The 20,894-nt window shown below is 60.3% G+C and carries 21 protein-coding genes; 10 read left to right on the forward strand and 11 right to left on the reverse strand.

All coding sequences use genetic code 11. The features are described from left to right. Together ACSBQS_RS13485 and ACSBQS_RS13490 are read right to left on the reverse strand one after the other, a co-directional pair. Positions 1-924 carry a DMT family transporter gene (locus ACSBQS_RS13485; protein WP_033651986.1) on the reverse strand — a complete coding sequence of 308 codons (924 nt, stop codon included), beginning with the start codon at positions 922-924 and terminating at the stop codon, positions 1-3. Positions 925-970: 46 nt separating this feature from the next. Then, on the reverse strand, positions 971-1,261 hold the full coding sequence (locus tag ACSBQS_RS13490) for a hypothetical protein (RefSeq protein WP_033643929.1): 291 nt from the start codon (positions 1,259-1,261) through the stop codon (positions 971-973). 397 nt (positions 1,262-1,658) lie between these two features. On the opposite strand from ACSBQS_RS13490, the gene ACSBQS_RS13495 reads away from it, so the two are divergent. Next, positions 1,659-2,810 carry a porin gene (locus ACSBQS_RS13495; protein WP_033632458.1) on the forward strand — a complete coding sequence of 384 codons (1,152 nt, stop codon included), beginning with the start codon at positions 1,659-1,661 and terminating at the stop codon, positions 2,808-2,810. Positions 2,811-2,867: 57 nt separating this feature from the next. Here ACSBQS_RS13495 and mltB read toward each other — a convergent pair whose 3' ends face one another. Continuing rightward, the gene (mltB, locus tag ACSBQS_RS13500) at positions 2,868-3,956 is read right to left on the reverse strand and encodes a lytic murein transglycosylase B (protein WP_033632457.1); all 1,089 of its coding nucleotides are present in this window, start codon (positions 3,954-3,956) and stop codon (positions 2,868-2,870) included. A 279-nt stretch (positions 3,957-4,235) separates the two neighbouring features. Here mltB and ACSBQS_RS13505 point away from each other — a divergent pair, with 279 nt between their 5' ends. From ACSBQS_RS13505 to ypdK, 3 genes are all read left to right on the forward strand, one after another. Then, positions 4,236-4,688 carry a DUF805 domain-containing protein gene (locus ACSBQS_RS13505; protein WP_033651987.1) on the forward strand — a complete coding sequence of 151 codons (453 nt, stop codon included), beginning with the start codon at positions 4,236-4,238 and terminating at the stop codon, positions 4,686-4,688. 83 nt (positions 4,689-4,771) lie between these two features. Then, a complete protein-coding gene (locus ACSBQS_RS13510) occupies positions 4,772-5,209 on the forward strand; it encodes an antitoxin HicB (RefSeq protein WP_033651988.1) in 438 nt (145 codons plus the stop codon). Between the two features lie 558 nt (positions 5,210-5,767). After that, on the forward strand, positions 5,768-5,842 hold the full coding sequence (gene ypdK, locus ACSBQS_RS13515; protein WP_099782600.1) for a membrane protein YpdK: 75 nt from the start codon (positions 5,768-5,770) through the stop codon (positions 5,840-5,842). Between the two features lie 58 nt (positions 5,843-5,900). Here ypdK and ACSBQS_RS13520 read toward each other — a convergent pair whose 3' ends face one another. The 3 genes from ACSBQS_RS13520 to ACSBQS_RS13530 form a co-directional block, all read right to left on the reverse strand. Next, positions 5,901-6,425, reverse strand: a complete 525-nt coding sequence (locus ACSBQS_RS13520; protein ID WP_033651989.1) for a cytochrome b — start codon at positions 6,423-6,425, stop codon at positions 5,901-5,903. Positions 6,426-6,537: 112 nt separating this feature from the next. Continuing rightward, on the reverse strand, positions 6,538-7,767 hold the full coding sequence (alaC, locus tag ACSBQS_RS13525) for an alanine transaminase (RefSeq protein ID WP_033643934.1): 1,230 nt from the start codon (positions 7,765-7,767) through the stop codon (positions 6,538-6,540). Positions 7,768-7,886: 119 nt separating this feature from the next. After that, the gene (locus ACSBQS_RS13530; protein ID WP_072627244.1) at positions 7,887-8,426 is read right to left on the reverse strand and encodes a GNAT family N-acetyltransferase; all 540 of its coding nucleotides are present in this window, start codon (positions 8,424-8,426) and stop codon (positions 7,887-7,889) included. A gap of 168 nt (positions 8,427-8,594) precedes the next feature. Between ACSBQS_RS13530 and ACSBQS_RS13535 the strand changes: the two genes are divergently transcribed. The 3 genes from ACSBQS_RS13535 to ACSBQS_RS13545 all read left to right on the forward strand — a co-directional run bounded on the left by ACSBQS_RS13535 (position 8,595) and on the right by ACSBQS_RS13545 (position 12,354). Beyond that, positions 8,595-9,839 carry a DUF1479 domain-containing protein gene (locus ACSBQS_RS13535; protein WP_033643936.1) on the forward strand — a complete coding sequence of 415 codons (1,245 nt, stop codon included), beginning with the start codon at positions 8,595-8,597 and terminating at the stop codon, positions 9,837-9,839. Positions 9,840-9,931: 92 nt separating this feature from the next. Next, positions 9,932-11,623 (forward strand): LytS/YhcK type 5TM receptor domain-containing protein, encoded by a 1,692-nt coding sequence (locus tag ACSBQS_RS13540; RefSeq protein ID WP_434990902.1) that lies wholly within the window; start codon positions 9,932-9,934, stop codon positions 11,621-11,623. Then, positions 11,620-12,354 carry a LytR/AlgR family response regulator transcription factor gene (locus ACSBQS_RS13545; RefSeq protein WP_025303751.1) on the forward strand — a complete coding sequence of 245 codons (735 nt, stop codon included), beginning with the start codon at positions 11,620-11,622 and terminating at the stop codon, positions 12,352-12,354. The genes ACSBQS_RS13540 and ACSBQS_RS13545 overlap by 4 nt, the downstream gene beginning before the upstream one ends. A gap of 4 nt (positions 12,355-12,358) precedes the next feature. Here the strand turns inward: ACSBQS_RS13545 and ACSBQS_RS13550 are convergent, their stop codons facing one another. After that, entirely contained in the window at positions 12,359-12,691 is a 333-nt protein-coding gene (locus ACSBQS_RS13550; protein ID WP_033643938.1) for a DUF2502 domain-containing protein, read from the reverse strand. A gap of 397 nt (positions 12,692-13,088) precedes the next feature. Here ACSBQS_RS13550 and ACSBQS_RS13555 point away from each other — a divergent pair, with 397 nt between their 5' ends. Beyond that, on the forward strand, positions 13,089-14,318 hold the full coding sequence (locus ACSBQS_RS13555; protein ID WP_033643939.1) for an L-lactate MFS transporter: 1,230 nt from the start codon (positions 13,089-13,091) through the stop codon (positions 14,316-14,318). A gap of 70 nt (positions 14,319-14,388) precedes the next feature. Here ACSBQS_RS13555 and glk read toward each other — a convergent pair whose 3' ends face one another. Then, on the reverse strand, positions 14,389-15,351 hold the full coding sequence (glk, locus tag ACSBQS_RS13560) for a glucokinase (protein WP_025303754.1): 963 nt from the start codon (positions 15,349-15,351) through the stop codon (positions 14,389-14,391). Positions 15,352-15,661: 310 nt separating this feature from the next. Here glk and ACSBQS_RS13565 point away from each other — a divergent pair, with 310 nt between their 5' ends. Further along, positions 15,662-16,909: an ion channel protein gene (locus ACSBQS_RS13565; protein WP_033643940.1), complete on the forward strand. Its 1,248-nt coding sequence runs from the start codon at positions 15,662-15,664 to the stop codon at positions 16,907-16,909. On the opposite strand, the gene ACSBQS_RS13570 is transcribed toward ACSBQS_RS13565, so the two are convergent. Both ACSBQS_RS13570 and ACSBQS_RS13575 read right to left on the reverse strand, forming a co-directional pair. After that, positions 16,906-17,598, reverse strand: a complete 693-nt coding sequence (locus ACSBQS_RS13570) for an aspartate/glutamate racemase family protein (protein ID WP_019453821.1) — start codon at positions 17,596-17,598, stop codon at positions 16,906-16,908. The two genes, ACSBQS_RS13565 and ACSBQS_RS13570, sit on opposite strands and share 4 nt — an antisense overlap. 67 nt (positions 17,599-17,665) lie before the next feature. Next, the gene (locus ACSBQS_RS13575) at positions 17,666-18,118 is read right to left on the reverse strand and encodes a multidrug/biocide efflux PACE transporter (protein WP_197665930.1); all 453 of its coding nucleotides are present in this window, start codon (positions 18,116-18,118) and stop codon (positions 17,666-17,668) included. Positions 18,119-18,214: 96 nt separating this feature from the next. Here ACSBQS_RS13575 and ACSBQS_RS13580 point away from each other — a divergent pair, with 96 nt between their 5' ends. Next, complete coding sequence (locus ACSBQS_RS13580) at positions 18,215-19,105, forward strand: LysR family transcriptional regulator (RefSeq protein ID WP_033651995.1); 891 nt, start codon at positions 18,215-18,217, stop codon at positions 19,103-19,105. Here ACSBQS_RS13580 and ACSBQS_RS13585 read toward each other — a convergent pair. Beyond that, positions 19,081-20,742, reverse strand: a complete 1,662-nt coding sequence (locus ACSBQS_RS13585) for an alpha-keto acid decarboxylase family protein (protein ID WP_353440321.1) — start codon at positions 20,740-20,742, stop codon at positions 19,081-19,083. The two genes, ACSBQS_RS13580 and ACSBQS_RS13585, sit on opposite strands and share 25 nt — an antisense overlap. Positions 20,743-20,894 lie beyond the last annotated feature (152 nt).

Below are 20,894 nucleotides of genomic sequence, written 5' to 3' on the forward strand. Positions count from 1 at the left end.
TTATATTTTTGGTGCCACCCTACGGTCAAAATAAATAAGATATGAACAACTCACCACGATTAACCCCAGCACGATCAGCACGGCACCCAATACAAACTCAATTTGCAGCGGCTCGCCGAGCATGACGACGCCGGCCAGGATGCCGAATACCGGCGTCATAAAGGTGAGAATGCCCAGCGAGGACGCCTGATAACGGCGCAACAGTGAAAACCAGATCAGGTAGCTGAAAAACGACACGATCACCGTTTGGAACAGCAGGCTGCTCCAGGCCACCCGGCTCAGAGCGACGTGCAAATTGCCCGACGCTATCGCCAGCAACGACAGCAGCACGCAGGCGCCCGTCAACTGGAACAGCAGCGTCTGTTTAGCCGGGCACTCCGCCAGACGCGTGGTACGGATCACCAGCGTAGAACCGCCCCAGGCGATCCCCGCCAGCAGGCCGTAGAGATCGCCCTTCAACCGAGCTGCGTCGCCGCTGCCCTCAGCCATGCCCGATATGGCCAACACCACGCCGCCAAAGGCGATGAGCATGCCAAGCCACTGCACCGGCGACAGGCGTTCCTGGCGAATCAGAAAATGCAGGCCGAGAGCGGAAAACAGCGGCGCGGTGTACAAAAACACCGCCATATGCGAAGCGCTGGTATAGCGCAGCCCTTCGGAGACAAAAAAGAACTCCAGCGCGAACAATGCCCCTACGCTCAAACCGGCGCTCAGCGTGGCACGATCCCAGGTGAAGCACTCGCCGCGGCAGCGCGCCAGCAGGTAAACCCCCAGGGCGGCAAGACCGGAGCGAATGGCAATTTGCAGCACCGCCGACACATCCGGTTCAGCGGCCTTGATCGCCACCTGCTGCATCCCCCAAATGGCGCATAGCATCACCATGGCGGCGGCAGCCCTGCCGTCGATACCGATTCTTGCATTCATAATAGGGTTCCCGCCGCCGTTGAAATAATCACAGGCTGCCGCCGCGTTATTCTTTATACACCACGATTTCCTGATAAAGCTTAATAACTTCGCCATCGCTGTCGACGGAGTCGGTATATTCAGTTTGCTGCGCCAGGTGAATCACCTTCCAACCTTTTCGCGCCAATTCCGGGATCGTCAGGCGCCCCACGCCGCGGCAGAAAAACAGAGTATCGTCAGACAATCTTAGTTTACTAACCTCTGCATAATCATAAGCTTGAGAATGACAGACGTGCGACTCCGCCGCCATCGCCGGTAATGAAAACAGCCCCACCAACAACATTAACAGGTTTCTCATGGCGACCTCCCAATCGCTTATTCCTGCCAACCGATTACGCAAAAATGCCTCACGTTAATACGGCGGTGACAGGCTGGAATTAATTATCTCTTGCATGGCTGAAATTACAGGCTGGGGTTGGTGACTGACAAATGAAAAATATAAACCTTGGCGTTAAATGAATTCATCCGAGTGGAGAGAGAGGCAGAGCGGCCACTTTCACCGCACGAAATGGTCAAAAACCGGCCAATAATTAGCAAGAAAAGTAATTATTTATTTCACCGTTTATGCTACAAATGCCGCCCGCCGCTAAAACACCAAAAAAAACCGTCAAAATGCGCAAAAACGCAGCTTTCTGCGCAAAACATCGGCATGGCGGCGCTGATGAGGGCGGTCATACCTAAAACAGGGATAACACATGGCAATGAAATTGCGCGTAATGACTCAAGCGGTGGCGCTGGGTCTGGCGATCGGCAGCGCGTCGTTCGCCGCTCAGGCGGAAATCACCCTGCTGAAGCAAGATCCACAGGCCGGCGATCCGCTCAGCCGCCTGAACTTCACCGTTGGCGGCAGTATTCGTCCGCAGTTCAACAACATGACGGGCGACGGTGACAAGGGCTCGTACAAGCGTAACGGCTTCGACGGCGGCACCCGCTTCCGTTTCGCGGCGGACTACTATCTGTTCGACGATATCAGCTGGATCAGCTACTACGAGCTGGGCGTGAACATTCCGGCGCTGTTTGACTGGGATCATCACTATGCCGACGGCGCGAGAAACACCAGCCGCCGCATGCTGTACACCGGCCTGAAAAGCAACACCTGGGGCCAGATGACCTTCGGTCAACAGAACAGCGTTTATTATGACGTGGTGGGCGCCAAGACTGATATCTGGGACTACGACATGCTGGCCCAGGCGCCGGGCAACGGCATTAACGGCGACTACGACGGCTCTTACCGTTCACGCAAAATGCTGAAGTACAAGAACCGCTTCGGCGATGCGGACGTTTACGCCTCGTACCTGTTCAGCGACAGCGACTATCTGCCGGGCAACGGCCTGCGCTACAAGCGCAAAGGCGGCGGCTCTCTGGGTGTGGATTACCATATTACGCCGGATCTGACCTGGGGTACCGCCTGGAACTACACCCGCGCCGAAATGCGCAACCCGTCCACCAGCGGCAGCAAAAGCTACGATCAGAACATTTTCGGCACCGCCATCAGCTGGAAACCGGACAACTGGACCCTGACCTTCGGCGGCGGTTACTACAACGACTTCCTGACCACCAAGAAAGCCGACGTCAATAATTACTTCGCCGGCGATGCGTGGGGTATCGAATACCTGGCCGGTTATACCGTGCCGGTAGGTCAGTACGCGGTGAAATCGGTGATGCCGTACTTCATGGGCGACCGCCTGGAATACATCACCGGCCGCAACTACCAGCGCATCGATAACGGCCTCGGGGTGACCGTACAGTTTGACTACGGTTTCCGCGTTGACGTGGAGCACGTGCTGACATCGAGCACCGACAACCTCGGCGATATGACCGTGGTGCGTCTGCGCTACGATTTCTGATTGCTCAGAATGCAAAAAAGGCCGCGCAAGCGGCCTTTTTCGTTTATTGACGCAGCGTCAGAAGCCGCCGCGCGCCGAGCGCCCGACCGCTTCGCCCAGTTGCCATACCGCCATGGCGTAATGGGTGCTGTGGTTATAGCGGGTGATGACGTAGAAGTTCGGCAGACCGTACCAATACTGGTAGCCGGTGCCGACATCCAGCCGCAGCAGGCTGGCCTCTTGGTTATCACCAAGCGACCCCTGCGGGCTCAGGCCGGCTTCGGCCAGCGCGGCGACCGAGTAGCGCGTCTTGAAGCCGTTTTCCAACCCCGGCGCCTGGCCGTTGGCCTGAATGGCGACCGGCTCGCCTTTGGACCAGCCGTGCGCTTTGAAGTAATTGGCCACGCTGCCGATGGCATCGACCGGATCCCACAGGTTGATATGCCCATCGCCGTTGAAATCGACCGCATAGCTTTTGAAGGAAGAAGGCATGAACTGCCCATAGCCCATCGCACCGGCGAAGGAACCGCGCAACTCGAGCGGATCGTCGCCTTCGGTGCGCGACATCAGCAAGAAGGTTTCCAGCTCACCGGCGAAGTAATCGGCGCGGCGCGGGTAGTCGAAGGCCAGCGTCGCCAGCGCATCGATAATGCGGGTTTTACCCATTACGCGGCCCCAACGGGTTTCCACGCCGATAATCCCCACGATAATCTCCGGCGGCACGCCGTACACCTGCCAGGCGCGCTGCAGCGCATCCTGATATTGATTCCAGAACACTACGCCGTTTTGCACGTTATCCGGGGTGATGAACTTGTTGCGGTAGCGCAGCCAGGAGCCATTCGGCCCGGTTGGCCCCTGGGTAGACGGCGTCGGCGCCTGCCTGTCCATCAGCCGCAGCACCGAATCCAATCGCCGAGCCTGCGCCAGCACGTCGTGCAGCTGCTGCCGGTCAAAACCGTGTTCCTGCACCATCTTCTCGATAAAGCGCGCGGTATTCGGGTTATTGGCGAAATCCCCACCCAGCGGCGCGCCGCTGTGCGCCGGGCTCAGCAAAAAGCCGCCCTTTACCGGGGCGCTCTGCGGCGTAGCGGTGGTACTGGGTTTCGGCGTGCTGCTACAGGCAGCAAGCAAGGTAATCAGCGGTAAAAGCGCAACCAGGTGACGCATCGGATATCCATATAGCCATGCAAGAGATAAGTGGGAGTTATGTTAATGCATTGTTCAACGCGAACAAACAGGATTATGCCGCCAATGACCGCGTCAGGTAGCCAAACGTGCCAAATTGTGACGTTTTGCACGGGCAAAGAACGCCCGGTGCGGCCGCGCTGAATCTCAACCGCAACTAAATGAGAAAAGTTATCACCTTGACGCCCACGTTTGCCCCGATAAAATGCCCGACTGCTTGCCACCCGGCTATCGCCGCAATGATCACGACAATGGACTGTGATGGAATCTCTCGGACAACTCGCCAAAGACCTGTACCGTGGGCGCATCTCGCGCAAACCGTTTATTTTCTCGCTGGCGATCTTCGCCATCGGTATCGTGCTGCTGTCGTTTCTGTCGACCTATCTGGATAAAAACCATTTTCGCGCCTACGCGCACGGCGACGGCGCCGAATTCGTCTCGGTGCTGCTGTATCTGCTGTGCATTATGGTGTGGGCGTTGTTCTGTTTCGGCCTGGTCACGTGGTTCATGGCCAAAACCGCGTTCCGACTCAACGATATCGGCCTGCCCGGTTGGGCGTTGGCCGTCGCGTGCTATGTTTGCTCGGTGCTCAACAACTACTCCCCCGGCCCGGTAGCGCGCTGGCTGCCGCTGTTCAGTCTGGCAGTCATGCTCTGCGCCCTGCTGTTGCCGCCCGACGGGCTGCGACGCAAGCCGCGTGAACAGACTGATTGAGCGCCATTCCGCTCAAGGCTATGGCTATCCGCCGGCCGTGCCGTCACAATAGCGCCTCATTCAGGTTTTAATCAGGGATCGCCATGTTCAGCCATTACTTCGCCCATTACGCCTTCGATCGCGACAGCGACGCCTGGCAGATCGGTTTTCGCGACTTCCCCGAGTGGCAAACCGCCTGCTATAAACGCGAAGACATCGAACTGGAGGCACAGGAAAGCCTGTTGGCCGCCATCGCCGCCACGATGGATGAAGGTTTGCCCCTGCCCGCCCCTTCCCCTCTGCAAGCCGATGAGTTGAGGGTACACCTGCCGGCGCTGGTGGCGCTGAAAATCGAACTGCACAACGCCATGCTGCGCAAAAACACCGGTAAAGCGGCGCTGGCGCGCAAGCTGGGTTTCAACGGCGGGCAAATGGAGCGGTTGCTGGATATCGGTTACGCCTCGAAGGTGGAAGCGTTGGAGCAGGCGCTGTATCTGTTGGGCTACGACGTGCGCGTGACAATAAGTGAAGTTTGCCAATAAGTTAGCAACAGGTAAGCAAAATATTATCCGCAGGGGCTAAATTTTCCTCCATTCACGCCGATGTGATCGTTACCTAATCCTCTGTCGCAACAACGAAGGCTAAAAATGGAGTGGAGTCGCCGTCATATTTGGGCCGTTATTCTGCTGTCTTGTCTCGTTTTTTGGGTCATTCTGGCGACCGGCATCAACGCCGTCGCCTGAGCGCCTGCCGCTGCATTGCTTCATCCCTTATTTTACAGCCCGCCACGGCGGGCTAGTTCCTGTCGCCCGCCGATAAAAAGCGTTATAAAACAGCGCGCCCTGTTCAAAAAACAGCCAAGAATTGTGATCAAAAACACAGTATTGAAATCAGACCAGTATTGAGAGTACATTAGCGCCGATCCTGTCGCGGTTCGGATTTTACCTCACGGAGCATGAGGCGCGACAACCGGACAACCCGCGCGCGAGGACGTTGTTCTTTCGTTTGGAAGAACCCGCCCGACAAACAGGTTGCCCATAAAACACTCAGCACAACAATCGGGATCATTGCTGGCGAGGACTCCAGACAGGAGTTGTTCAGTGAAATATTTTTTGATGGGCGTGTCATTCATGCTGGTTGCCTGGGTTGGCACCTTCATGTTGATGGTTGCCTGACCGGGAACACAGCCAAAGGGACGCGCGAGCGTCCCTTTGTCGTTTCCGTCGTTCGCCGTTATTTGCCCGGCATCATGCGGCGCAGGGTGTCGTCCTTGCGCAGGTAGTGGTGATACAGCGCCGCCAGCGCATGCGCGCCAATGATAAAGTAGCCGATATTCGCCAGCGTCTCATGAACCGTTTTAACCAGCTTGCGCATCACCGGATCCGGCGTCACCCATTGCGGTACCGGCCACCCCAGTAAAGTCCACGATTTCCCGCCGTAGGCCAGGGTTAACACGCCCAGCAGCGGCAACATCAGGAATACCACGTACAGCAGCCAATGGAAGATCTTGGCGCCCACTTCCTGCCATTCCTCCAGCGGCGGCGTGGTCGGTGGCGTCGCGTGGAGGGTGCGCACCGCCAGCCGAATCAGCATCAGGGCAAAAACCGAAGCCCCAAAATTAAAGTGCAGATTTTTGACCAGCGGCGCCCACGCCTCCGGCACCGAATCCTTCAGCAACATCGCCGCGTAGGTAAGGATCACCATCAGCAGCGTCAACCAATGTAAAACGATTTGCGATTGCGCGTAGCGGTTGCTCATACACTCTATCCAAAAAAATAAAATTCAGCGTAGTCGAGCATAATGGGGAAATAATGAAGAAAACCTTGGGACGGGAAAAAATAAGGCCGGACAAACGTCCGGCCTGACAGGATTATTTGGCGCCGCCGCCTTTGCCCGGCATCAGCAACCCGTCCGCGCGGAACATGGCCTTGATGCCGCGCACCGCCTGGCGAATACGGTCCTGATTTTCGATCAGCGCGAAGCGCACATGGGTATCGCCATAGTCGCCGAAGCCGATGCCCGGCGAAACGCAAACCTTGGCTTCCGCCAGCAGGCGTTTGGCGAACTCCAGCGAACCGAGATGGGCATAAGGTTCGGGAATTTTCGCCCAGACGTACATCGACGCCTTCGGGTTTTCCACCATCCAGCCGGCCTCATGCAGCCCTTTCACCAACACATTGCGACGCTGCCGATACTGCTCGGCGATATCGCGCACGCACTGCTGATCGCCTTCCAGCGCGGCGATGGCCGCCACCTGCAGCGGCGTAAAGGTCCCGTAGTCGTGATAGCTCTTGATGCGCGCCAACGCGCTGACCAGTTCGGGATTGCCGACCATGAAACCGATGCGCCAGCCGGCCATGTTGTAGCTTTTCGACAGGGTGAAGAACTCCACCGCAATGTCTTTCGCCCCCGGCACCTGCATGATCGACGGCGCTTTCCAGCCGTCATAGACGATATCGGCATAGGCCAGATCGTGGATCACCAGCACGTTGTACTGCTTGGCCAGCGCCACCACCCGCTCGAAGAAATCCAGCTCCACGCACTGCGCGGTCGGGTTGGACGGGAAGCCGAGGATCATCATTTTCGGGCGCGGAATGGTTTCCCGAATGGCGCGCTCCAGCTCGCCGAAGAAATCTACGCCGTCCACCAGCGGCACCGAGCGCACCTGAGCGCCGGCGATCACCGCGCCGTAAATGTGGATCGGGTAACTGGGGTTCGGCACCAGAACGGTATCGCCGTGATCGAGGGTCGCCAGCATCAGGTGCGCCAGCCCCTCTTTCGAACCGATAGTGACGATGGCTTCGCTTTCCGGATCGATATCCACCTGATAACGATCGGCATACCAGCGCGAAATGGCGCGGCGCAGGCGCGGAATGCCGCGCGAGGTGGAATAACCGTGGGTGTCGTCGCGCTGGGCGACGGCGCACAGTTTTTCCACGATGTGCGGCGGCGTCGGGCCGTCGGGGTTACCCATGCTGAAGTCGATAATATCCTCGCCGCGACGGCGTGCGGCCATCTTCAGTTCGGCGGTGATGTTGAATACGTAAGGGGGAAGGCGTTCAATGCGCGTGAAACGGCGCTGTGGACTGTTATCAGCCATAAGGGATTCCTCGATAGACGTTAGCGCCCGGACCGTCCGAGCGACGCTGGCCAGCGAACTGACCGAATATCGAACATAGCGCAGCGCCGACGAGCTTGTCGATACCCTGCGCGATATTTTTATTTAGCGCTCTGAAACTCCGCCGCCAGCAGCCCGAACAGCCAGTCGTCGCACCACTGATCCGCCAGACGGTAGTTGTCGCGCAGCGTGCCCTCCAGCTGGAAACCGCACGACTCCAGCAGGCCGCGCGAGGCGAGGTTGCCGGCGGTCACGGTGGCGGTCAGCTTGTGAAAACCGCAGGCGTTCACCGCAAAATCCAGCACCGCCCGCAGCGACTCCTTGCCATAGCCCTTGCCCTGCCCGGAAGGCAAACTCCCATATCCCACTTCCGCCTGCCGATACGGCGCCCAGTGCGGGCGAAAGCCGGTAATGCCCACCGCCTCTCCGCTGTGCTTCTCACGCATCACCAGGCACAGCCACTGGTCGCCGTGTTTGTCCCAGACCGGCAGGCGCTCCTCGAACCGTGCGCGGATCTCCGCTTCGCTGCGCGGATCGGAGATGTAACGGATCACCTCGGGATCTTGGTACAGGCGCAGAAACAGCGGCCAATCCTCGGCGGTTATCGACTGTAACTGCAGACGTTCAGTGACCAGCTTCATAAAATCTCCGAAAAACGAAAAAGAGGAACTTACGAATGAAATATATCTCTTTATTTTCCCCGATTGGTTGCCGATAATCATTTACGTTAAAACCACAAAACCATAACGTCTTGCCCGATTCCCTACAACTGCCCGCCGCCGTTACCCACGCGGCATCAGGAGAACACCATGGCCTCTTTAGTCATCGACGATATTCCGCAGGCGATCGTTAACGTCAAGCGTCAGCTGCGCCAGGCATTGCCCAACTATCGCGACGTATTCCAGGCGCTGGAAGAGAACATCCGCGGCCAGGTCGAACAGATTCGCCGCGAACTGGCCGCCGGCCACAACCCGGTACCGCAGATTGACGCGGAAGATATCCTGCAGCAGCGCGTCACTGAACAACAAAAAGCGCTGATCAAACAGCGCGGCGCCTGCGCTATTCGCGGGGTGTTTCCGCGCGCCAAAGCCGAGGGCTGGAACCGCGAAATCGGCGATTACCTCGATAGCAACAACTTCGTCGAGCGATTGAAGAACGCCGCCGAAGACAACTATTTCGGCAAGCTGGCCGCCAGCAAGCCGCAGATCTACGGCATCTATTGGTCAAAACCGCAGGTTGAAGCGCGGCAGGACGCGCGCATGCATGCGGTGCAGGTGTTCCTCAACAGCCTGTGGGCCACCGAAAGCAACGGCAAACAGCATTTCGATCCGACTCGCGTCGCCACCTACGCCGATCGCACCCGCCGCCGCCCGCCGAACTCCTCGTCGCTGGGCCTGTCGCCGCACGTCGACAGCGGCACCATCGAGCGCTGGCTGGACGAGAACTTCCGCTATGTGTATCGCCACGTCTTCTCCGGCGACTGGCAGCAGTACGATCCCTTCGCCGCCGACGGCCGCACCGAAGTGCGCGAGATAGCCTCTCCGGCGGTCTGCTCGATGTTCCGCACCTTCCAGGGCTGGACGGCGCTGACGCCGCAGCGCACCAACGCCGGCACGCTGAACCTGGTGCCAATCGCCAACGCCATGGCCTATGTGCTGCTGCGCGCGCTGCAGGACGACGTCGCCGATGACGATCTGTGCGATGCGGCGCCGGGTCGCGCGCTGTCGATCTCGGAAAAATGGCATCCCCTTTTATTAAGCGGGATTTCCCCTATTCCCGATCTGGAGCCGGGCGACACGGTCTTTTGGCACTGCGATGTGATCCACGCGGTGGAGAACGAACATAACGGCGAGTTCGACAGCAACGTGATGTACATCGCCGCCGCGCCGGGCTGCGAGAAAAACGACGCCTATCTGCAGCGCCAGCTGCCGAGCTTTATCGACGGCAGAACGCCGCCGGACTTCGCCCCCGACGACTTCGAGGTCGATTTCGAGGGCCGCGCCACCGTCGAGCTGCTGACGCCGCTGGGCAAAGCGCAGCTCGGCATGCGCTGACCGCCGCCCCCAGCCACGGGCCTCTCTCGCTGTGGTATACTGCCGTCATCCGTAGGCCGCAGCGAGAACCCGTCGTGCACCCTTTTTTTGAAATGCTGTTGGCGGTGTTTGATCGCGCCGCGCTGATGTTGATCTGTCTGTTTTTCCTGACCCGCACCCGGCTGTTCCGCCAACTGCTGCAAAAAGAAGACCATACGCCGCTTGAGCTCGGCATCGTCACGGCAATCTTCTCGCTGTTCGCGCTGTTCAGCACCTATTCCGGCATCAACGTTGAGGGCTCGCTGGTCAACGTGCGCGTCATCGCCATCATGGCCGGCGGCATCCTGTTCGGCCCCTGGGTGGGGATCGTCACCGGCATCATCGCCGGGGTGCACCGTTATCTGATCGACATCGGCGGCATCACCTCGGTGCCCTGCCTTATCACCAGCATCATCGCCGGCATCAGCGCCGGTTACATCAACCTCAAGGTCAAAAAAGAGCAGCGCTGGCGCGCCGGCATCGTCGGCGGCATGCTGTGCGAATCCCTCACCATGCTGCTGATCGTGCTGTGGGCCAAGCCGACCGAGCTCGGGCTGGACATCGTGTCGCAGATCGCCCTGCCGATGATCCTCGGCACGGTGTGCATCGGCCTGATCGTGCTGCTGGTGCAGAGCGTCGAGGATGAGAAAGAAGTGATCGCCGCGCGCCAGGCCAAGCTGGCGCTGGATATCGCCCACAAGACGCTGCCCTATTTCCGCAACATCAACAGCGAATCGCTGGCCACCATCTGCGATATCATCCGCCAGGATATCCGCGCCGACGCGGTGGCGATCACCGATACCCATCAGGTGCTGGCTTACGTCGGCGTAGGGCGCGAAGCCTACCCGATCGGCCGCGAAGGGCTGAGCCGCGTCACTCGCGAAAGCATTCGCCACGGCAAAATCATCATCAAAAACAACCTGGAAAACCCGGCCGCGCCGCAGATCCATTCGCAGCTGGTGGTGCCGCTGTGGGAAAAAGGCGAAGTGACCGGCGCGCTGAAAATTTACTACTGCCACGCTCACCAGATCACCAACACGCTGAAGGTGATGGCGGTCGGGCTGTCGCAGATCATCTCCACCCAGATGGAGGTTTCGCGCATCGAGCACCTGCGTCAGATGGCGGATAAAGCCGAAATGCGCGCGCTGCAGAGCAAGATTAACCCGCACTTCCTGTTCAACGCGCTGAACGCCATCTCTTCCTCCATCCGCCTGAATCCGGACACCGCGCGCCAGCTGATCATCAACCTGTCGCGCTACCTGCGCTACAACCTGGAGCTGAACGACGAACTGATCGATATCCGCAAGGAACTGCATCAGATCCAGGATTACATCGCCATCGAACAGGCGCGTTTCGGCGCCAAGCTGACGGTGATTTACGACATCGACGACGACGTCTCGGTGCGCATTCCGAGTCTGCTGATCCAGCCGCTGGTGGAGAACGCCATCGTGCACGGCATCCAGCCCTGCAAAGGCAAAGGGGTAGTGGTGATCGCAGTGAAAGATCAGGGCGACCGGGTGAAGATTTCGGTGAAGGATACCGGCCACGGCATCAATCAGGAAACCATCGATCGGGTGGCGCGCAACGAGATGCCGGGCCACAATATCGGCCTGCTCAACGTACACCACCGCGTGTCGCTGCTGTACGGTGAAGGGATGCATATCCGCCGCCTGGAGCCGGGCACCGAAATCGCGTTCTACATCAGCAAAAACGGCGGCAAGCTGCATCAGGAGCCGAGCGCGCCGCCGGTCGGGGAGGCCTCATGAAAGCCATTATCGTGGAAGACGAATTCCTCGCGCAGGAAGAACTCAGCTACCTGATCAAGAAACACAGCAATATCGATATCGTCGCCACCTTCGAGGATGGCCTCGACGTCCTCAAATACCTGCAGACTCACCAGGTCGACGCCATTTTCCTCGACATCAACATCCCGTCGCTGGACGGCGTGTTGCTGGCGCAAAACATCAGCAAATTCGCGCATCGCCCGTCTATCGTGTTCATCACCGCCTATAAAGAGCACGCGGTGGAAGCGTTCGAGATCGAAGCGTTCGACTATATCCTCAAGCCCTATCACGAGGCGCGCATCGTCACCATGCTGCAAAAGCTGGAGGCGCTGCATCATCGCCCCGCCGGCGCGACGGAGCCGGCCAGCGCGCCGAGCCGCGGCAGCCACAGCATCAACCTGATCAAAGACGAGCGGATTATCGTTACCGACATCAACGACATCTATTACGCCGCCGCCGATGAAAAGGTGACGCGGGTCTATACCCGCCGGGAAGAGTTCGTGATGCCGATGAACATCACCGAGTTTTACGGCCGGCTGCCGGAAGAGCATTTCTTCCGCTGCCACCGCTCTTACTGCGTTAACCTGGCGAAGATCCGCGAGATCGTGCCCTGGTTCAACAATACCTACATTCTGCGGCTGAGCGATCTCGAGTTTGAAGTGCCGGTCAGCCGCAGCAAGGTGAAAGAGTTCCGCAAGCTGATGCGCCTGTAAGCGCTTACCAGCGCGGGCCCGGACGGTAGTAATACCCCGGCGGCGGCGGTGGCGGCATGCGGTAATGCGGCCGGTCGCGCCAGTCGCGCCGCGGCGGCCCGTAGTAAATCACCCGGGGCGGCGGGCCGTAATAGTACCCGCGCGGGCGTTCATACCGGCGGTGATCGGCCCACCAGCGCGGATCGCGCCAGCGATAGCCGTCCCAGTAATGGCCGCGATTGTCGCGATCGCCGATATGCAACGACAGGCCAGGCACGTTCACGCCGATGGAGACGTCGGCCTGGCTCGCCAGCGGCAGCGCCAGCAGCGCAGCCAGTAACAACAGCGTTTTTTTCATTTCATGGCTCCTGCAGAGCGGACCTTGTCCGATCGCAGATAACATAGCCCCGCGCTCACCGCCGCTCTATAGGCGCAATGCCGATTTACGCCTTTCAGACGCATCCTTCACAATTCCACCACAATCGTTCACCGGCGATTAACAATAAATCGTTGATATCTTTGATGTAGATCACGTGTCACCCCCCGGCATTTCACGGGCTTTCAGGCGCAAAAACGGCAACTCACGCCGCATAAAATGCATTTCATTCCTTCCGTCGTGCAACTCATTCCCGATCCGCCGCCCGCCGCAGGGGCCGGCCATATAATAAGCCCATACCGCGGGATCGCTGATTCACCCCGCAAATTTCAGCCAACGGCTCACGCCCGGCAACGCACACACAGGAAGGAGACCGGCCATGAACACCAAACCGGCAAATCGCAGCTTAATCGTTCTCGGCACCATCATCTGTCAGATGGGTCTGGGCACCATCTACACCTGGAGCCTGTTCAACCAGCCGCTGGTCGACAAGTTCCACTGGGGGCTGGCGGACGTCGCCACCACCTTCTCCATCACCAGCTTCTTCCTGGCCTTCGCCACGCTGTTCGCCGGTAAGCTGCAAGAACGCTTCGGCATCCGCAACCTGACGCTGTGCTCCGGCATCCTGGTCGGCCTGGGCCTTATCGCCAGCGCCCACGTCAGCTCTCTCGACATGATCTACCTGCTGGCCGGCGTGGTGGTGGGCTTTGCGGTCGGTATCGCCTACATCTCCACCCTGTCCAACCTGATCAAATGGTTCCCGGCCAACAAAGGCCTGATTTCCGGCATCTCCGTCGGCGCCTTCGGCAGCGGCAGCCTGCTGTTCAAATACGTCAACGCCGCCCTGATCGCCGACGTCGGCGTTTCCGGCGCCTTCTTCTACTGGGGTGCCATCGTGATGGGCCTGATCGTCGTCGGCTCCCTGCTGCTGAAAGAGCCGGTGCTGGCGACCAACGCCGCACAGCCAGGCGCCAACGGTCTGGGCAACGACTTCAGCGTGCGCCAGATGCTGGCCACCAAAGAAGCCTACCTGCTGTTCACCATCTTCTTTGCCGCCTGCATGAGCGGTCTGTATCTGATTGGCATCGTGAAAGACATGGGCGTTCAACTGGCCGGGATGGACTTGGCCACCGCCGCCAACACCGTGTCCGCCGTCGCCATCTTCAACACCGCCGGCCGCATCATCCTGGGGACGCTGTCCGATAAAGTGGGCCGTATGCGCGTCATCAGCTTCACCATGCTGGTTACCGTGCTGGCGATTGTCGCCCTGAGCTTCATGACCCTGAACCACACGCTGTTCTTCATCTGCGTCGGCGCGGTGGCCTTCTGCTTCGGCGGCAACATCACCGTGTTCCCGGCGATTGTCGGCGACTTCTTCGGTCTGAAAAACCACAGCAAGAACTACGGCATCATCTACCAGGGCTTCGGCCTGGGCGCGCTGGCCGGTTCGTTCGTCGCCAAATACTTCGGCGGCTTCCACGCCACCTTCATGGTGATTGGCGTCCTGTCCGCCGCCTCCTTGCTGATTACGCTGTTCATCAAAGCGCCGAAAGCCGTGGAAGTGGAAAGCGAAGAAACGGCACAGGCGGCAGAGCTGGCCAAAGCCTGATACCCCGCGAAAACGACAAGGGGCGCAACCTGCGGGTTGCGCCCCTTTTTTTATCGTGCCGCCGCGTTGCTTACAGCTGCATGCCCAGCGTCTGGCGCAGATGCGCGCCGGCTCCCAGCAGGCCCGGTTGGCCATGGGTTATCATGAACACCGGAATGTCTCGCACATAGTCACGAAAACGCCCTTTGTCTTCGAAGGCGGCGCGGAAGCCCGAGGCCTTGAAGAATTCCATAAAGCGCGGCACGATGCCGCCGGCGATGTACACGCCGCCAAAGGTGCCCAGATTCAGCGCCAGGTTGCCGCCGAAGCGCCCCATGATCACGCAAAACAGCGACAGCGCACGGCGGCAGTCGATGCAGCTGTCGGCCAGCGCCCGCTCGGTAATGTCCTTCGGCTCCAGTTTCTCCGGCAGGCGGTTGTCCGCCTTGACGATGGCGCGATACAGGTTGACCAGGCCCGGCCCGGACAGCACGCGCTCGGCGGAAACGTGCCCCACTTCACCGCGCAGCACCTCCAGAATAATGTCTTCTTCTTCGCTGTTCGGTGCGAAATCGACATGGCCGCCCTCGCCCGGCAGGCTGACCCAGCGGCGATCGACCTGCACCAGGTGGGCAACACCCAGCCCGGTGCCGGCGCCGTACACCGCGATCGGTTTGCCCGGCTGCGCATCGCCGCCGCCAAACTGCAGCACGTCGTCCGGCGAGAGCATCGGGATCGCCATCGAGACGGCGGTGAAATCGTTGATCACTTCCAGATGACTCAACCCCAGGTTGGCCTTCATTTCTTTGATAGAGAACGCCCAGCTGTGGTTGGTCATCGCAACCCAGTCTTCCGTCACCGGGCAGGCGATCGCGATACAGGCGTCCTGCACCTCGATATCGCACGCTTTCAGATAGTGGCGGATCACCGCCTCCAGGCTGTCGAACTCCAGGCCGGAATAGGTTTTCGCCTGGGTAATCTCACCCGTCGCAACAGTGCACAACGCCAGGCGGGCATTGGTGCCGCCAACATCACCTACGAGGGCATAGGTCATTGATTTCGTCTCCGCAAAATGAAAAATAAAAAGCTGCCCACACTGTAAAATCCTGCTGCGAAAACAACAATCACCCGCCTCGGATCTGCGCCCCAATAGCGATCCGGATCACAAAAAACGTTTCAGCTGGCCCGCCAAGCCGCGATTTGAAACAAATTGCGGCAAAAAACGCGCCGCCGCGACTGTTAACCGTCATCGACGCCGGGCAATATCAATGCGTGCCTGCTCGCCGATAGTCTGGCAAGCTGTGGTCACTGTCCAACCACCCGCTCTCCCTGCCCTGCATGGAGGCATCGACAAGGGATTATCCATGCTGCATCCGCGCGCCAATGCCATGTTGGCCTTTGCTTTGCCTGCGCTGATTATCGGTTCCGCCTCCAGTCTGGTGCTGCTGTTGATGATGAAAGTCGCCGCTACGCTGCAGCAATGGCTGTGGGTGACGCTGCCCGACGCGCTGAGCCTGGACGCCCAGGCACCCTGGTGGCCGCTCGGCATGCTGACGCTGACCGGCGTGGCGGTCGGCCTGATCGTGCGCTATATGCCGGGCCATGCCGGGCCGGATCCGGCGACGGAATCGCTGATCGGCATGCCGCTGCCGCTCTCCGCCCTGCCGGGGCTGGGATTGGCGCTGATCGTCGGCCTGGCCGGCGGCGTCAGCCTGGGGCCGGAGAACCCGATCACCGCCATCAATATCGCGCTGGTGGCGGCGGCGGGGGCGCGCCTGCTGCCTAAGGTGCCGCGCATGGACTGGATCATCCTGGCGGCGGCGGGCACCATCGGCGCGATGTTCGGCACGCCGGTCGCCGCCGCGCTGATTTTCTCGCAAACCCTGGCGGGCAATAACGAAACGCCGCTGTGGGATCGGCTGTTCGCCCCGCTGGTGGCCGCCGCCGCCGGCGCGGTCACCACCCAGCTGTTCTTCGTGCCCAATTTCGCCCTGCAACTCGACGCCTATGACGTAACCCGGCTGCCGGACATCTTCAGCGGCGCCATCGTGGCGCTGATCGCCATCGCGCTCGGCATGGTGGCGCTGTGGTGCTTCCCGCACGTTCACCGCCTGTTCCATTCGATGAAGAATCCGGTGTTGATGCTAGGACTGGGGGGCTTTGTGCTGGGCCTGCTGGCGCTGGTGGGCGGTGAGATTACCCTGTTCAAAGGGCTGGATGAAATGAAGCGCCTCGCGGCAGACGGCAACTATTCGGTGCCGGCGCTGTTGGCCGTTACCCTGACCAAGCTGGCGGCGCTGGTGATCGCCGCCGCCTGCGGCTTTCGCGGCGGGCGCATCTTCCCGGCGGTGTTCGTCGGCGTGGCGCTGGGGCTGATGCTGCATCAGCACGTTCCGGCGGTGCCGGCGGCGATCACGGTCTCCTGCGCCATCATGGGGCTGGTGCTGGTGGTCACGCGCGACGGCTGGCTCAGTCTGTTTATGGCGGTGGCGGTGGTGCCGGATCTGCACCTGCTGCCGATCTTGTGCATCGTGATGCTGCCCGCCTGGCTGGCGCTGGCGGGCAAACCCTTGATGCTGGTGAACCGCCGGCAACCGCCGCACGACGATTAGGCCAGCGCGAACGCCGCGGCGGCGCGAGCGTGGATCGCGGTAGTGTCGAACACCGGCACCGACGCATCCCGCTCGCTCACCAGCAACCCTATCTCGGTGCAGCCGAAAATAATCCCCTGCGCGCCCTGTTGTTCCAGATCGCTGATGATCCGGCGATATTCGTCGCGCGAGGCGTCGCGAATTTTACCGAGGCACAGTTCGTCATAGATGATGCGGTGCACGATGTCACGATCGGCGCTGACCGGCGTCACCACATCGATGCCGTGCAATTCCTGCAGGCGGCCGCGGTAGAAGGTCTGCTCCATGGTAAAACGCGTGCCCAGCAGCCCGACGCGGCGAATGTTTTTTTCCCGCACCTGCAGCGCCGTGGCATCGGCGATGTGAATCAGCGGCAGGCCGCTGGCCTGCTCGACCGCCTCCGCCACCTTGTGCATGGTGTTGGTGCAGATCACGATAGCTTCGGCGCCGGCGGCGCGCAAAGCCACGGCGGCGGCGGCCAGCAGCCGGCCGGCGCCATCCCAATCGCCCTGGTGCTGCAAGCGTTCAACCTCCTGAAAATCGACGCTGTAGAGCACGATTTTGGCCGAATGCAGCCCGCCGAGGCGCGCCTTTACCTGCTCGTTGATGGTGCGGTAATACGGAATGGTGGATTCCCAACTCATGCCGCCCAGCAGACCCAACACTTTCATCCTTCATTCCTCAGCATTTTCCGACGATCCTCTGACCTTACCTGAGAATCGCCGGGCTGACGACGCCTTATTTGGCGCCGGAATTGATCGGCCGGCGCGCTTCGAACCAGCGCTGGCGCAGCGTGTCGTACAGCCAGTTGTAGGCCATGGTGTACGGCAGGAAGAACAGGAAGAAACCGATTTCCAGCATAAACGCCTGCGCCCAGGAAATGCTCAGCATCCAGGCGGCGATCGGCACGCCGATCAGAATAAAACCGGCTTCAAAGCCGACGGCGTGCAGCGCACGCACCTTCAGGTTACGCACCACCCGGCTGACCGGCCACAGGCGGTCGAACACCGTGTTGTAAACCATGTTCCACAGCATCGCGACGGTGGACAGCATCACCGCCAACGCACCGACCTGCACCATTGAGCGGTTCAGCAGCCACGCGCCCAGCGGGGCGCAAACCATCACGGCGATGGCCTCGAAACCGACGGCGTGGACGATACGTTCAATGAGAGACTTGTTTTGCAGTTGCATACATCACCTTTTTTTCAACAGTTGTTGCGAAAGCCAGGTGATTATCATCGCTTTTTTGGGTAGATTAAAAATAGGTTCCATCGATAAAGTAGATATATGCACTATTCACCGGAAGCGTTACAGGCGTTCGTTGAAGCCGCCGCCCTCGGCTCATTTTCCGCCGCCGCGCGCAAGCTGCGCAAAAGCCAATCCACCGTCAGCACCGCCATCGCCAATCTGGAAGCCGACCTGGCATTGACGCTGTTCGATCGCAGCGCGCGCCAACCGGTGCTCACCGCCGCCGGCCGCAAGGTGCTGGGGCACGTGCAGGAGATCCTCGCCGCCAGCGAGCGACTCGACGCGCTGAGCATTCAGCTGGCGGGCAATGTCGAACCGCGCCTGAGCATGGTATTTTCCGATACCTATCAACCGAAGCATCACGACAGCCTGATGCAGCGGTTTGAACAACGTTACCCGGAGATTGAGCTGGAATGGATGATCGCCGAGGAAGGCGACGTTATCGATCTGCTGCAAAGCGGCCGCGCGCATTTGGGCATGGTGGAAGTGCAAAAACGTTATCCGCCGGATATCGCCTTCTCCCGCCTGCCTGAGCAGACCGAAATGGGGTTGTTCGTCGCGCATGGGCATCCGCTGGCGCAGGTCGCCGCGCCGACCCCGGAGCAATTATCCAGCACTCGTCAGCTGATCCTGAATACTTACACCGGCGCCGAAGCGGCCAGACAAGGCGGGCTGGTCTGGTCGGCGCCCAGCTATCTGCTGTTGCTCGAGATGGCGGAACAGGGATTCGGTTGGGCGGTGCTGCCGCACTGGCTGGTGCAACAATACGGCCACGGCAGGCTCACCCAGCTGCGCCCGCGCGGCTGGCCCAAACTGATTTCGGTGGATGCGGTATGGTCCAAACTGACCCCGCCGGGCCCGGCGGGGTACTGGATGCTGGAGCGATTGCTGGAAGACGACGCGGCTCAGGCGGCGGCGTTGCGCGACTGAATGACGCGCGAGATCGTATCGAGCAGTTCGGGAATATCCATCTTCGGCAGCATCACTTCGATGAAAGCCAGCCGGTCGCCCTGCGCCGCCTCACTCAGCGCCTGGCGCAGCGCCTCCGGCTGACTGACCCGCAACGCCGTCACCGGCCGCCCACCGGCCAATGCCGTTGGCAGCTGCGTCCAGTTCCACCGGGCGATGTCGTTGTAACTCTGCTCCGGCCCGTGGATAGCGCGTTCAATCGTGTAGCCCTGATTATTCAGCACGAAGATCACCGGTTTAAGCCCGTCGCGCAGCATCGATCCCAGCTCCTGCACGGTCAATTGCGCGGCGCCGTCGCCGATCAACAGCACCACCCGGCGCTGTGGTTCGGCGGTTTGCACCCCGAAGGTCGCCGGTAAGGTATAGCCGATCGAGCCCCAGAGCGACTGCACGATCATCCGGCTGCCGCGCGGCAGCGTCAAGGTCGCGGCGCCGAAACAGGCCGTGCCCTGCTCGGCCAGCACGATATCCCCCGGCCGCAGGAAATCCTGTATCTGCCGCCAGAAGGCGTGCTGATCCAACCCTTCCCCATCGCCTTCCGGCAGCGCCGGACGGCCGATCGTCGGCAACGGCCAGCGCGACGCCAGCGACAGAGTCAGGCGGTGCAGCGCCTGCACGGCGGCGCACATCGGGATGCGGCGGAACCGTTGACGACCGACCCAGGCTTCGAACGGTTGGATATCGATGCATTTTTCCGCCGGCAGATGATGTGTGAATCCTCCGGTAACGGTGTCGGTGAGACGCACGCCAACGCTGATCACGACATCGGCATTTTCAATCAGCGCTTTGGTCGCCGCAGCGCTGGCGCCGCCGCTGTAGGTGCCGACAAAACCGTCGCGGTTCTCATCCAGCACGCCCTTGCCGAGCAGCAGCGTGGCGTGCGGGATAGCCACCTCCTGCATCCAGTTATCCAGCGCCGTTTCAACACCAAAGCGGTCCGCCAGAAAGTCCGCCAACAATGACACTTGCCGCGCCGATTGCAGCTTTTCACGCGCTGCGGCGATAAACGCCTGCAATGCGCTCCGCGACAGCCTGGCCTGGCGCAGCATCAGCGGCGCCGGTTTGGCCGGCAGCGGCGCTTCCGCTACGTCGCTGGGCAGCATCAGATAAACCGGACGATGCTCCAGCAAGGCGGCATCGATCAGGCGGTCAATCTCCCTGGCGGCGTTGTCGGCGGTCAGGTTGGCCTGTGCGACGCTGACTTCTTTGGCTATCCGCGCAAAGTGAGTGAAGTCGCCATCGCCCAGCGAATGGTGCAGCAAATCGCCGGCGCGCTGGGCACGCTGCGCCGGTGTGCCCACCACGTGGATCACCGGCAGGTATTCGGCATAACTGCCGGCCACGCCGTTCAGCGCGCTCAGCTCCCCGACGCCGAAGGTGGTGAGCAGCGCCGCGGCCGGTTTGCAACGCGCATAGCCGTCGGCGGCGTAGGCGGCGTTCAGTTCGTTGGCGCAGCCTACCCAGGTGATTTGCGGATGAGCGATGACGTGATCGAGGAATTGCAGGTTGTAATCCCCCGGCACGCCGAAGACGTGGCGGATGCCAATCTGGGCCAGACGATCGAGCAGATAATCGGCCACCGTGTAGATCTGAGTCATGATCATCACCTGTCTGCAGCTGAAGCGATTATCTTTAAGTATCGAAGATGCCGGTTAATTTTCGAACAGCGCTTTCCGTGTCGAGCGGCAACCTGGCGTTACATGCCGGCCTTGTGATCGCCCCCTCGACGGCACGTTGTGAAAACGCATAC

Source organism: Serratia sp. H402Y (assembly GCF_051172415.1).
GTDB lineage: Bacteria > Pseudomonadota > Gammaproteobacteria > Enterobacterales > Enterobacteriaceae > Serratia > Serratia ureilytica.

Excerpts from the sequence above, each read along its gene's own strand:
- ACSBQS_RS13545 (WP_025303751.1), top strand. The coding sequence starts at position 11,620 with ATGAAAGCCATTATCGTGGAAGACGAATTCCTCGCGCAGGAAGAACTC.
- ACSBQS_RS13505 (WP_033651987.1), top strand. The coding sequence starts at position 4,236 with ATGGAATCTCTCGGACAACTCGCCAAAGACCTGTACCGTGGGCGCATC.
- ACSBQS_RS13520 (WP_033651989.1), bottom strand. The coding sequence starts at position 6,425 with ATGAGCAACCGCTACGCGCAATCGCAAATCGTTTTACATTGGTTGACG.
- ACSBQS_RS13555 (WP_033643939.1), top strand. The coding sequence starts at position 13,089 with ATGAACACCAAACCGGCAAATCGCAGCTTAATCGTTCTCGGCACCATC.
- ACSBQS_RS13485 (WP_033651986.1), bottom strand. The coding sequence starts at position 924 with ATGAATGCAAGAATCGGTATCGACGGCAGGGCTGCCGCCGCCATGGTG.
- ACSBQS_RS13580 (WP_033651995.1), top strand. The coding sequence starts at position 18,215 with ATGCACTATTCACCGGAAGCGTTACAGGCGTTCGTTGAAGCCGCCGCC.
- ACSBQS_RS13585 (WP_353440321.1), bottom strand. The coding sequence starts at position 20,742 with ATGACTCAGATCTACACGGTGGCCGATTATCTGCTCGATCGTCTGGCC.
- ACSBQS_RS13495 (WP_033632458.1), top strand. The coding sequence starts at position 1,659 with ATGGCAATGAAATTGCGCGTAATGACTCAAGCGGTGGCGCTGGGTCTG.
- ACSBQS_RS13540 (WP_434990902.1), top strand. The coding sequence starts at position 9,932 with ATGCTGTTGGCGGTGTTTGATCGCGCCGCGCTGATGTTGATCTGTCTG.
- ACSBQS_RS13550 (WP_033643938.1), bottom strand. The coding sequence starts at position 12,691 with ATGAAAAAAACGCTGTTGTTACTGGCTGCGCTGCTGGCGCTGCCGCTG.
- ACSBQS_RS13490 (WP_033643929.1), bottom strand. The coding sequence starts at position 1,261 with ATGAGAAACCTGTTAATGTTGTTGGTGGGGCTGTTTTCATTACCGGCG.
- ACSBQS_RS13535 (WP_033643936.1), top strand. The coding sequence starts at position 8,595 with ATGGCCTCTTTAGTCATCGACGATATTCCGCAGGCGATCGTTAACGTC.
- ACSBQS_RS13565 (WP_033643940.1), top strand. The coding sequence starts at position 15,662 with ATGCTGCATCCGCGCGCCAATGCCATGTTGGCCTTTGCTTTGCCTGCG.
- mltB (WP_033632457.1), bottom strand. The coding sequence starts at position 3,956 with ATGCGTCACCTGGTTGCGCTTTTACCGCTGATTACCTTGCTTGCTGCC.
- glk (WP_025303754.1), bottom strand. The coding sequence starts at position 15,351 with ATGACCTATGCCCTCGTAGGTGATGTTGGCGGCACCAATGCCCGCCTG.
- ACSBQS_RS13510 (WP_033651988.1), top strand. The coding sequence starts at position 4,772 with ATGTTCAGCCATTACTTCGCCCATTACGCCTTCGATCGCGACAGCGAC.
- alaC (WP_033643934.1), bottom strand. The coding sequence starts at position 7,767 with ATGGCTGATAACAGTCCACAGCGCCGTTTCACGCGCATTGAACGCCTT.
- ACSBQS_RS13570 (WP_019453821.1), bottom strand. The coding sequence starts at position 17,598 with ATGAAAGTGTTGGGTCTGCTGGGCGGCATGAGTTGGGAATCCACCATT.
- ACSBQS_RS13530 (WP_072627244.1), bottom strand. The coding sequence starts at position 8,426 with ATGAAGCTGGTCACTGAACGTCTGCAGTTACAGTCGATAACCGCCGAG.
- ACSBQS_RS13575 (WP_197665930.1), bottom strand. The coding sequence starts at position 18,118 with ATGCAACTGCAAAACAAGTCTCTCATTGAACGTATCGTCCACGCCGTC.